General features: G+C 64.7%; 9 protein-coding genes. 4 read left to right on the forward strand and 5 right to left on the reverse strand.

Features of this window, described 5'->3' with window-relative positions:
* Positions 1-56: 56 nt before the first annotated feature.
* A complete protein-coding gene (locus BGO80_RS06435) occupies positions 57-1,868 on the forward strand; it encodes an ABC-F family ATP-binding cassette domain-containing protein (RefSeq protein WP_286720132.1) in 1,812 nt (603 codons plus the stop codon).
* Between the two features lie 20 nt (positions 1,869-1,888).
* Here the strand turns inward: BGO80_RS06435 and BGO80_RS06440 are convergent, their stop codons facing one another.
* Positions 1,889-2,935 (reverse strand): LacI family transcriptional regulator, encoded by a 1,047-nt coding sequence (locus BGO80_RS06440; RefSeq protein ID WP_353744196.1) that lies wholly within the window; start codon positions 2,933-2,935, stop codon positions 1,889-1,891.
* 509 nt (positions 2,936-3,444) lie between these two features.
* On the opposite strand from BGO80_RS06440, the gene BGO80_RS06445 reads away from it, so the two are divergent.
* Positions 3,445-3,660: a hypothetical protein gene (locus tag BGO80_RS06445; RefSeq protein WP_286720133.1), complete on the forward strand. Its 216-nt coding sequence runs from the start codon at positions 3,445-3,447 to the stop codon at positions 3,658-3,660.
* Positions 3,661-3,715: 55 nt separating this feature from the next.
* On the opposite strand, the gene BGO80_RS19450 is transcribed toward BGO80_RS06445, so the two are convergent.
* The 3 genes from BGO80_RS19450 to BGO80_RS06460 all read right to left on the reverse strand — a co-directional run bounded on the left by BGO80_RS19450 (position 3,716) and on the right by BGO80_RS06460 (position 7,705).
* Positions 3,716-4,297, reverse strand: coding sequence for a transglycosylase SLT domain-containing protein (locus BGO80_RS19450; RefSeq protein WP_502686546.1), 582 nt, complete (start codon positions 4,295-4,297; stop codon positions 3,716-3,718).
* Positions 4,298-4,409: 112 nt separating this feature from the next.
* Positions 4,410-6,965 (reverse strand): ABC transporter permease, encoded by a 2,556-nt coding sequence (locus BGO80_RS06455; RefSeq protein WP_286720136.1) that lies wholly within the window; start codon positions 6,963-6,965, stop codon positions 4,410-4,412.
* The gene (locus tag BGO80_RS06460; protein WP_286720138.1) at positions 6,965-7,705 is read right to left on the reverse strand and encodes an ABC transporter ATP-binding protein; all 741 of its coding nucleotides are present in this window, start codon (positions 7,703-7,705) and stop codon (positions 6,965-6,967) included. The genes BGO80_RS06455 and BGO80_RS06460 overlap by 1 nt, the downstream gene beginning before the upstream one ends.
* A 247-nt stretch (positions 7,706-7,952) precedes the next feature.
* Here BGO80_RS06460 and BGO80_RS06465 point away from each other — a divergent pair, with 247 nt between their 5' ends.
* On the forward strand, positions 7,953-8,474 hold the full coding sequence (locus tag BGO80_RS06465; RefSeq protein WP_126149855.1) for a heme-binding beta-barrel domain-containing protein: 522 nt from the start codon (positions 7,953-7,955) through the stop codon (positions 8,472-8,474).
* 311 nt (positions 8,475-8,785) lie between these two features.
* Here BGO80_RS06465 and BGO80_RS06470 read toward each other — a convergent pair whose 3' ends face one another.
* Positions 8,786-10,282, reverse strand: a complete 1,497-nt coding sequence (locus BGO80_RS06470) for a CoA-acylating methylmalonate-semialdehyde dehydrogenase (RefSeq protein WP_286720143.1) — start codon at positions 10,280-10,282, stop codon at positions 8,786-8,788.
* Positions 10,283-10,377: 95 nt separating this feature from the next.
* On the opposite strand from BGO80_RS06470, the gene BGO80_RS06475 reads away from it, so the two are divergent.
* The gene (locus BGO80_RS06475; RefSeq protein ID WP_286720145.1) at positions 10,378-11,253 is read left to right on the forward strand and encodes a LysR family transcriptional regulator; all 876 of its coding nucleotides are present in this window, start codon (positions 10,378-10,380) and stop codon (positions 11,251-11,253) included.
* Positions 11,254-11,264 lie beyond the last annotated feature (11 nt).

The following is an 11,264-nucleotide window of genomic DNA, read 5'->3' on the forward strand; positions in this document are numbered from 1 at the left end:
ATCCGCGGGGGCCGCTATGCTCTATCGCGGCGGACAGGTTTTCTCCCGGATTGTGCATGGCCGCGCCCCCGCTTCTTTCGCTCCAGAATATCCAGCTGACTTTTGGCGGCACGCAATTGCTCGAGGCGGCGGAACTGATCGTCTCGCCGGGGCAACGGATTGCCCTGGTCGGGCGCAACGGTTCGGGCAAGTCGACACTGCTCAAGATCGCCGCCGGGCTGATCCAGCACGATGCCGGGGTGCGCTTCGCCGAGCCAAGCGCCACGATCCGCTATCTGCCGCAAGAGCCCGACCTCACCGGCCATGCCACGACGCTGGCCTATGTGGAAGCTGGGCTGGCGCCGGGCGACGATCCCTATCGCGCGCAATATCTGCTCGAGGCGCTGGGGCTGACAGGCACGGAAGACCCCAAGACGCTCTCGGGCGGCGAGGGGCGTCGCGCTGCACTGGCGCGGGTTCTGGCGCCGCAGCCGGACGTGCTGCTGCTCGATGAGCCCACCAACCATCTCGACCTGCCGGTGATCGAGTGGCTGCAGGATGAACTCAGCCAGATCCGCTCGGCGCTGGTGCTGATCAGCCATGATCGGCGGTTCCTCGCCGACCTCACCCGCTCGACCGTCTGGCTCGACCGCGGCGTGACCCGCCGTATCGAGAAGGGTTTTTCTGCATTTGAAGGCTGGCGTGACGAGGTGTTGGAGCAGGAAGAAAAAGACCGCCACAAGCTCGACCGCCAGATCGTGCGCGAAGAGCATTGGCTGCGCTATGGCGTGACCGCAAGGCGCAAGCGCAATGTGGGGCGCCTGGAACGGCTGGCGGGGTTGAGACAGGACCGGCGCGAACAACGCCGCGCCACCGGCAATGTCACCATGGCGGTAAGCGAGGGCCGCACCTCCGGCGCTTTGGTGGCCGAGGCCGAGAACGTTTCGAAAAGCTTTGGCGGCCGGGCCATCGTCAAGGAATTTTCCACCCGCGTGTTGCGCGGCGACCGGGTGGGGATTGTCGGGCCGAACGGGGCCGGCAAGACGACGTTGATCAAGATGCTGACCGGGCTGTTGGAACCCGATAGCGGCAGCATCAAACTGGGCTCGGCGCTGGAACTGGCCATGCTCGACCAGGGGCGGGCGCGGCTCGACCCGGAGACGCGGTTGCGCGATGCGCTGACCGGCGGGGGCAGCGATACGCTCAAGATCAACGGCGAATCCAAGCATGTCGTCGGCTATATGAAGGACTTCCTGTTCACCCCCGAACAGGCCAATACCCCGATCGGCAAGCTCTCGGGTGGCGAGCGGGCCCGCGTGGCCCTGGCGCGGGCTTTGGCTTTGCCCAGCAATTTCCTCGTGCTCGACGAGCCGACCAACGATCTCGACCTCGAAACGCTCGATCTGCTCGAGGAAATGGTGTCCGATTATGCCGGCACCGTGGTGGTGGTGAGCCATGACCGCGATTTTCTCGATCGGGTGGCGACCTCGGTAATCATGGCGGAAGGCGATGGCCGCTGGACCGAATATGCCGGCGGCTATTCCGACATGGTAGCGCAGCGCGGCGCCGGGGTTTCGGCCCGCGTGGTCGAAAAAGCGCCAAAGGCGGAAAAACCCAAGGCCGACGCGCCGGCGCCGCAGGCCAGCGCCAAGCGCAAGCTGAGCTTCAAGGAAAAGCACGCGCTCGAGACCCTGCCCAAGGACATCGACAAGCTGGACGCCGAAATCCGCAGCCTCAATGCGGCGCTGTCCGATGCCAATTTCTACACCAAGGACCCCAATGGCTTTGCGGCCAAGTCCAAGGCGCTGGAGGCAGCCGAAGCCAAAAAGGCGGGGGCGGAGGAACAATGGCTGGAACTGGAAATGCTGCGCGAGGAACTGGAGGGCTGAGGGGCAGCCTCTCCAGCCGTTCACTCGCGCCAGCCGATCCTGGGTGCAGCTACATAGGTAAGATCGTCGGTGGCGCCGGAAATGCGGCGCAAGAGGATCGAGCCGAGATGGAAGCCGGCATCGACGAAATCCTCGTGCACGGTTTCGGCGCTGGGCTGGAAGGCATCGAACATGGGTGAGCTCTGCTTGGTCACCACATGCACGTCCTGGCCCACGGTCTTGCCGGCGTCGTTGAGGGCGCCGAGTACGGCCAGAGCCGAAACTTCCGACACACAGATCCAGCCATCGGGGCCGTCCGGCCGGCGGGCGCGTTTGCCCACATAATTGCGCAGCGCATCCGAGGGGCTGAAGCTGTTGACGTCGGTCGAGAACTCATAGGCGATGCCCGCCTCGTTGGCGGCGCGGATCACGCCGGCCCGCAGATGCTCGGCATAGGTGAGGGCGCTTTCGGGCAGCACGATACTGACCTTCTTGCAGCCTTTCTGCGCCAGACGCCTGGTTGCGGCATAGGCATAGGCCTCGTTGTCGAAGTCCACCGAGGGGTGCGGCTCGCTGTACTGGCTGCGGCCGTGGCTGACAAAGGGAAAATCATTGTCGATGAGGAAGCGGATGCGCTCGTCGAAACTCTCGGTCTTGGAGAAGATGACGCCATCGGCCATGCGATTGCGCACGATGTGGCGGATCGGCTCCATCGGCGACACGCCCCGGAACAGCGGGGTAATCACCAGGTGATAGGGCGTGTTGCGCAGGGCCTCGGTGATGCCCGCCATCAGCGAGGAGCCGAAGCCGTAGATCTGCTCGTCCGGCTCGAGCACCAGCGAAATGACATTGGTGCGGCCGGTCTTGAGGCGCAGCGCGGCGCGATCGGGCAGGTAGCCGATCTCGGCGGCGATCTTCTGCACGCGGTCACGGGTTTCCTGGGCCAGTTCCGGCGCATTGTTGAGCGCGCGGGAAATGGTGGTAACCGCCAGCCCCGTCATTTGCGCTATCGTTTTGAGGGTCGGCTTGCCGGAGGGCTTTGCCCCCCTCTTGCCCCGCACGACGGGAGGCAATTCGTCTTCAGACACCTGACAGTCCCCTTGCTCCCGAGGACGGGAGACAGATCCAAGACAATCAAAAGACCAGATTGTGGGGGCCAGTTCAAGGTGACGCGTGAGATTATAATCTGATCTAAAAACTCATATTATCTGCCATAGGCCGAAAGTCGAGCAGGGTTTTTCGTCTTTTTGGCCATTTACGCATGATGGGGCACTGGAAAAATCTCCGAGCCGGCCCTATCTTGCCCTTGCTGCGCCGCAAAGGCGTGGTGAAACGAACCAGTCCAACACTCGCTCAGGAGAGGAATGACGATGACGACATCGACACACTTCAATTTCCAAGCCCTGTGTTTGACCCTCGTAACCCGACAGCATGGCGCCAAACGCTGGCAAGGGACTTGCTTCTGCAAACGAATGTGACCCGCCGTCACACCACCGTCTCACAGAATCAATAAACCCTGCAGCGACCGAGGCCGGAGCCAAGGCAGATGCCTTGAGTTCATGGCGCGCGGATTCGGTGCGGAAGTGGAGCTTCCACCATGCAAGAACCAAGTTTGAAGACGGCCGAAAAGATCCGGCCAACCGTTATCGAAGTCGGCGGCGAGCCCCTGGGTGTCGTCGTGCCGGATGCCGAAGGCTACCGCTTCCTGGCGGTGAAGCTGCCGGCCTTTCCGATCGACGGACAGCATTTCCCCTCGATCGAGACCGCGCATTTCGCGGTCAGCCAGGCCGTGCGCGGCGATCAGGCGATCTGAAAAAGCCGGTGGCAGGTCCACCGGCTTTTGCACGCCCGGATTTTGAGGGGAACGGCTAGAGCAGGCCGCTTTTTTGCAGCAGGCCCAGGCGCTTGGCGTCGTAGTAATAGCCGCGGGCATAGAACTGCACCGCCTGGTCGTGATTGCCGCGGGCGGTGACATAGGCGCCGGCCAGGTAGCGTACGGCAAAGCGCAGATTGGTTTCGGCGTCGAGCAGGGCCGATGGGTCGCCGGAAAAGCCCATGCCGCGGGCGGTGGCGTGGCTGATCTGCATCAGGCCCCAATAGGGACCGTTGCGGGCGGCGGGATTGTAGTTGCTTTCGCGCACGATGATGCGGCGCACCAGTTCTTCGGGCACCTTATAGGCATTGGCGTAATGGGTGATGAGCCCATCGAGCGCGCCATGGCGGCTGCCGGTATAGCCCATCAGCATGGCGCTGGGCGCGGTCGGCACGGCGGAGGCCTTGGGCACATAGCCCTCGCGGCTTTCATTGGCCTCGGGGGCAAGCGCAGCAATCGCTTCGGTCGCGGGGATGGCGGCGCGGGAGGAATTGCCGGGCAGGGGTTTGACGCCGGCAAACGTGCAGCCGGAAACCAGCAGCGCCATCGCCAATAAGCCAATCACCCGTGCCGTCATGCATCCGTCCCCGACCAATCCGTCGCAATTGGTGCGCATTACGCGCCAATCGCGGCGGCTTGATGGCCGAATTCCGGCGCCCTGGCAAGCCCGGGTGCCGAATCAGGCGTGTTCAGATGCTCTGCATTTCGCGCAATAGCAGCGCCGGCCGCCGCGCCAGCACCCGCAGCAGCGTGGTGGCGCCGAGAATGGCAGTGACCACGACGACACCCAGGGCCACGAGCAGAACGGTGGTGGGATCGAGGGTAAAGGCGACGTTGAGCAGGATGCTGCTGAGCATCCAGGCTGTGGCAAGACCGGCCGGGATGGCGAGAAGCGCGGCAAAGGCGGCGAGCAGCAGGAATTGCAGCAGCGCCGTGGCGAGGATGTCGCCACGCTTTGCGCCGAGCACGCGCGTGATCACCGCATCGGTCTCGCGCTGGCGCCGGCCGGAGGCCAGGCTGCCGATGAGAATGAGCAGGCCATTGGAGACGGCGATGCCCCCGACAGCGGCCACGGCAAGGGACAGTTGGCCCAATGCGGCGGTGATGCGTTCGAGCGTGGCGCCGATGGCGATGAACTTGATGTCGATGAACTCGGCAGCGAGGAAACGCTCCACCTCCTCTTCGCGTCCGCGCTCGGCCGTCACCGCCGCGAGCAGGGTCGAGGGGTAGAGATCGAGCGTGCCGGGGGAGAAGGAGACGAGGAAGTCAATGCCGCCCTGCCAGGCATAGTCGCGGAAATTGGCGATGCGCGCGGTGACGGTATCGCCAAAGATGTCGAAGCTCACCGTGTCGCCGAGCTTGAGGCCAAGGCCCTGGCGCAAGTTCTGGTGCAGGGACACCAAGGGCTCGCCGGCATAGTCCGGGCCCCACCACTGACCCTCGACGACGCGCGAGGCAGGCGGCAGGATATTGCGATAGGTCATGGGGATTTCACCCGAGAGCAGGAACGCAGCTTCCGGGCCATTGGCCTGCAATTGGCCGATGGGACGGTCATTGATCGCCGTGAGGGCACCGCGCAGCATCGGAGTGGTGACCACCTGGGCGATGCCGTGCTCGGGGCCGACCAGGAGATTGAGGCTTTCCGCCTCGTCCTCGAAGAGATCGGATGCGACCAGGGTTGGCGCATCGAAGACCGAGGCGCCGAGGAACTCGTTGCGCAGGTTGACGGCCAGGATCTGCACCACGACCAGGATGAGGACGGCAAGGCCCACCGCGGTGACCACGGCGGCGCTGGCCCGCACCGAGCCGGACATGGCGCGCAGGGCCTGGCGCAGCGGCATCCAGCCGGGTTCGCCGGTATGGGGAATACGGTGCAGGACGAAGCGGCTGCCAAACTGGAACAACAAGGTCGCCAGCAGGCAGGCAGCAGCGAAGGCCAGGACCAGCAGCACGTCGCCGGTGAGGATGACGGCCAGCCAGAAGAAGGCCGCAATAGCTATGACCAGCGGCCAGAGCGCTGGAGAGGCGACGAGCCGACGCCAGCGAATGGGCGGGGCGCCGAGGCCACGGGCGCGGAACAGGCTTGCCGGGCTGACCATCTGCGCCTGTACCAGCGGCAGGTAGGAAAAGGCAAAGGCGGTCAGCAGGCCAACCGCCGCCGCAACCAGCAGAGCCGCGACATCGAGCCCGCCATCAAGCGCCACGCCAATGGCTTCGCCGACGACTGGCAGCACCAGAAAGCCGATGCCGGCACCAATGGCGACGCCGATACCGACGCCGATCAGCGCCAGAGCCAGCACCTGGACGAGGAAATGCACCATGACCCGGGCGCGCGAGGCGCCGAGGCTGCGCAGCACGGCAATAACGCCGGAGCGCTCCGCCACATAGGCCGACATGACGCTCCAGACGCTGACGCCGCCGATGAGCAGTGAGCCCAGGCCCACCACGACGAGGAAGCCGGTAAAGAGCTGATAATAGCGCAGCATCGGCCCGAGTCCGTCCAGTGCCGACCGGATCTCCCAGCCGGCATCGTCGAGCGCGGCGATCAGTTCGGCGCGGGCCGGTTCGATCGCCAGTTCGCTCAATAGCAGCTTATAGCGGAAATTGGTGCCGAGGCCCGGCAAAGGCGAGGTGCGGTCGGAAATCTTGGCGAAGCCATCGCTGCTGATGAGGGCGGTCAGCCCCAGGCGAAAACCGCGCACCGGACCGTCAGGCAGGGCGCCCAGCGTGCCGCGCACCTCGAAATTAGTGCCGCCGATGCGGATGATGTCGCCGGTCCTGAGGCCCAACTGGTCGAGCATGACCGGATCGACCAGCGCGCCAAAGGTGTCCTCGACCTCGCCCAGGGCGGCGAAGGGGGTGGTGGCGGCGTCGGTGGCGCTGGTGTCGAGCTGGCCGAGAAGGGGGTAGCCGGGGCCGGCGGCGACGAGATCGACAAAGGCTTCGCTGGTGTCGGATTCAGCGCTGAGATTGGTTTCGGTGAGGGCGGCGACGCGGCCGAAGCGCTCGAACAGGGCCAGTTCATCGGCATTGGCGGCGCGGTCGGAGCGGGAGAGTTCGAGATCGCCGCCCATCAGGACGGCGGCATTCTGGTCGACGGCGCGGGTGATGGCGCCGCTGACCGAGCTGACGCCGGCAATCAGCGCGGTGCCGACGGCCAGGCACAGGATCAGCAGCCAGAAGCGCTTCCAGTCGCCGGCCATTTCGATCAGCCCAACGCGGGCTGCAGCAATCATGGCGCGCATCAATGCGCTCCGCCGGTGTTTTCGCTGAGCTGGCCCTGCGTCATGGTAAAGCTGCGATCGGCGCGGGCAGCGAGATTGGGATCATGGGTGATCAGCACCACGGTGGTGTTGTTGCGCCGGGCCAGGTCGAACATCAGATCGACCACCACCGCGCCGGTGTTCTGGTCGAGATTGCCGGTGGGCTCGTCGGCCAGGAGCAGCGGCGGTTTGGTGACCAGGGCACGGGCGAGGCCGACGCGCTGCTGCTCGCCACCCGAGAGGGCGGCGGGGCGATGATCGAGACGCTTGCCCAGGCCCACGGTGTCGAGCGCGGCGGCGGCGGCTTCCCGCACCTTGGCCAGCGGCAGGTCGGGCTGGGCGATCTCGAGCGCCAGCCCGACATTGTCGAGGGCGCTGAGCGAGGGGATGAGGTGGAAGCTCTGGAAGACGATGCTGAGCGTCTTGCGGCGGAATACCGCCATGGCGTCTTCATCGAGATTGGTGATGTCGGTGCCGCCAATAGTGATGCGGCCGGCGGTTGCCCGTTCGAGCCCGGCCAGCAGCATCAGCAACGAAGTCTTGCCGCTACCGGAGGGACCGACAATGGCCACCACTTCGCCCGGCGTCACAGCGAGATCGACACCCTTGAGGATCTGCAGCGGCTTGCCGGCCATGTCGACGACATAGTCGACACCGCTGACCCCAATAATCGGCGTTGAACCCCCGGAGTGGGGGGCGCGGGGCGCGGAATTTTCCTGCATGACGGGGATGTGTTCAGGAGGAAGCACGGGAACTCCGCTTTTGCGTATCGAAATCGGTGACAGCGTTATATTTGAGTCTCAGTATTAAGATGGCATTGTTGGATGAAGTCCTAAATTCGTTTTCGACAATGAAAACTGGTGGGAACACAGCCTCTGCATCGGCCGTTTCCGTCCGGTGCCAAGGGCGGCAGCAACAAGACGGCAGGCGGCGCTGGAACGCCCCGGCTGAAACGAGGAGTGGATTGACGTGGTGAAGGGTGCGTTGACGCGTTTGGGGGCAGCAGCGCTTGCCATCGGCATGATGGGCGCAGGAGCGGCCTATGCCGGCCCTGCCGAACAGCAATTGCTGGCGCAATATATCGGCAGCTGGCGCGGCGAGAGCACGCTGGTGGGCAGCGACAAGCCGGAGCCCTTCCGCTGCCGCCTGTCGGTGAGCCAGGGCAACCAGTCCAAGATCAATTATACCGGCCGCTGCACGCTGGTGAACATGAACCTGTCGGTCAGCGGCACCATCGCCTTTTCGGAGGCCAATGCGCGCTATGAGGCGGTGATGACATCCAATGCCGGCTTTTCGGGCCTGGCCGTGGGCCGCAAGAACGGCAATCAGATCGGGTTCGATCTGACCGAGCGCCAGCGCGATCGCGGCGGCAATGACGTGCAGATCGGCTCCAAGATTTTCCTCGTCGATGACACGATCATCGTCGAGTTCCAGGTGGAATTCAACGATTCCGGCAAGGTCATGACCGCCAGCGTCCCCTTCGCGCGCTAGGGAGCTGCAAGCGGGTTGCTGCGCTGAGATTATCTGCGACTTTCTGTTCCTTCGCCTCCCTCCCCCTTGAGGGCAGGGCTATCGCATCCGGGCTTGAGCGTGCTGCACACCCCCTCCCAACCTCCCCCTGAAGAAGGGGGAGGAGCCGCATCGCGTTGTGGGTAAGAGTCAGTCAAAATAACCGGTCCGTCTCCCTCCCCCTGGAGAAGGGGGAGGGAAAGCAGGAGGCGAAGCCTAAGCGCCTCCCAACGCGCTAAAAGTGAACACTTCGCTCAAGGGGGGCTGCAATTGGATGCAGGCAGCGGCGCCCGTTACTTCATCGTCGGCATCTGGAATTCGGCACCGTCCTTGATGCCGGATGGCCAGCGGGCGGTGACGGTCTTGGTGCGGGTCCAGAACTTGATCGCGTCCATGCCGTGCTGGTTGAGGTCGCCAAAGGCACTGGCCTTCCAGCCGCCAAAGCTGTGATAGGCCAGCGGTACCGGCACAGGCACGTTGATGCCCACCATGCCGACATTGACGCGGGCGGCGAAATCGCGGGCGGCGTCGCCATCGCGGGTGAAGATGGCGGTGCCATTGCCATAGGGGTTGTCCATGGTCAGCTTCAGCGCCTCTTCGTAGCTCTGGCTGCGCACGACGCTCAGCACCGGGCCAAAAATTTCTTCCTTGTAGATATCCATCTCGGCGGTGACCCGGTCGAACAGGGTCGGGCCGACGAAATAGCCGTTCTCATAACCCTGGAGGCTGAAGCCGCGGCCATCGACCACCAGTTCGGCGCCCTGCTCGACGCCCATGCCGATCAGGTGCTTGATGCGGTCCTGGCTGGCCTTGGTGATCACCGGACCCATTTCGGAGCTCGCATCGGTGGCGGGGCCGACCTTGAGCTTTTCGATGCGCGGCTTGAGGGCGGCGATGATGCGGTCGGCGGTCTCGGCGCCCACCGGCACCGCCACAGACACGGCCATGCAGCGCTCGCCGGCAGAGCCGAAGCCGGCGCCCATCAGCGCATCGGCGGCCTTGTCCATGTCGGCATCGGGCATGATGATCATGTGGTTCTTGGCGCCGCCAAAGGCCTGGACGCGCTTGCCCTCGGCCGCAGCCCGGCCATAGACATAGCGGGCAATCGGGGTGGAGCCGACAAAGCTGATGCCGCCAATGGCGGGATGGTCGAGAATGCCGTCGACCACCGACTTGCCGCCATGCACCACGTTGAGAATGCCCTTGGGCAGGCCGGCCTCGATGGCCAGCTGCGCCAGTTTCACCGGAACTGAAGGATCGCGCTCGGACGGCTTGAGGATGAAGGCATTGCCCGCGGCAATGGCCGGGGAGAGCATCCAGAGCGGGATCATGGCGGGGAAGTTGAATGGGGTGATGCCGGCGCCGATGCCCACCGGCTGGCGCATGGAATACATGTCAATGGCCGGGCCGGCGCCATCGGTGAATTCACCCTTGAGCAGATGCGGGGCGCCGGCGACGAATTCGGCGACTTCGAGGCCGCGCTGAATGTCGCCCTTGGAATCCTCGACCGTCTTGCCATGTTCGGCGCTGAGCAATTGGGCCAGCTCGTCCATGTCGCGATTGATCAGTGCCACGAAATTGAAGAAGACGCGGGCGCGACGCTGCGGATTGGTGGCCGCCCATTTCGGCTGGGCAGCGGCGGCGGAGGCCACTGCGGCCTCGAGATCGGCGGCATCGGCGAGGGCAACGCGGGCCTGGACATCGCCGGTGGCGGGGTTGAACACGTCCTGGAACTGGCCGCTCTGGCCGGTGGTCTCAGTGCCGTCGATGAAATGGCCGATGGTGCGCATGGGGCGTCCTCCTTGTTGTGCTGTCGAGATGCAGCTATAATCCATGCAAAGCAACGGCAGAAAAATCGCATCCGATGTGCGCAGAATATAGCCCGATGAACTGGGACGACGTGCGGGTGTTCCTGGCGGTGGCGCGGCAGGGGCAATTGCTGGGTGCGGCGCGGAGCCTGGGGCTCAACCATGCGACAGTGGCGCGACGGCTCAATGCGCTGGAACAGGCGCTGGGCAGCACCTTTTTCATCCGCCGCACCAATGGCACGGAATTGTCGGGCGAGGGCGAGCGGTTTCTGATCCATGCCGAGCGGATGGAAAGCGCCATGCTGGCGGCACAGGAAGCGGCGGGCGCCGACAGCCAGATTGCTGGCACGGTGCGGGTGGGCGCGCCGGACGGCTTCGGGGTGGCGTTCCTGGCGCCGCGCCTGGGGCGGTTGACGCGGCGGCATCCGGGGCTGCGGGTGGAGCTGGTTCCGGTGCCGCGGGCCTTTTCGCTGTCGCGACGGGAGGCCGATATCGCGGTGGCCATCGAGCGGCCGCGCGAGGGGCGGCTGGTGGCGCGCAAGCTCACCGATTATCAGCTGGGGCTCTATGCGGCGCGGGATTATCTTAACGAGCGCGGCATGCCGGCTTCGCTGGAGCAATTGGGCGAGCACCAGCTGGTGGGCTATGTCGAAGACCTGATCTTTTCGCCCTGGCTCGATTATACCGGCGAATTCTCGCGCCAGTGGAGGTCGAGCCTGGCCATTTCATCGGCCATGGGACAGGCCGAGGCGGTGCGGGCGGGGGCCGGGATCGGTATCTTGCACACCTATATGGCCAAGGGCGATGACCGGCTGGTGCCGATCCTGCCGGAACACAAGCTGACGCGCAGCTACTGGACCGTGGTGCACGAGGATTTGCGGGCCATTCGCCGGGTGGCGCTGGTGTCGGAGTTTTTGTCCGAGATCGTGGCCGAGGCGCGCGGGTTTTTCTGACCCGGCGCCTC

It is taken from the genome of Devosia sp. 63-57 (assembly GCF_001899045.1).
Lineage (GTDB): Bacteria > Pseudomonadota > Alphaproteobacteria > Rhizobiales > Devosiaceae > Devosia > Devosia equisanguinis.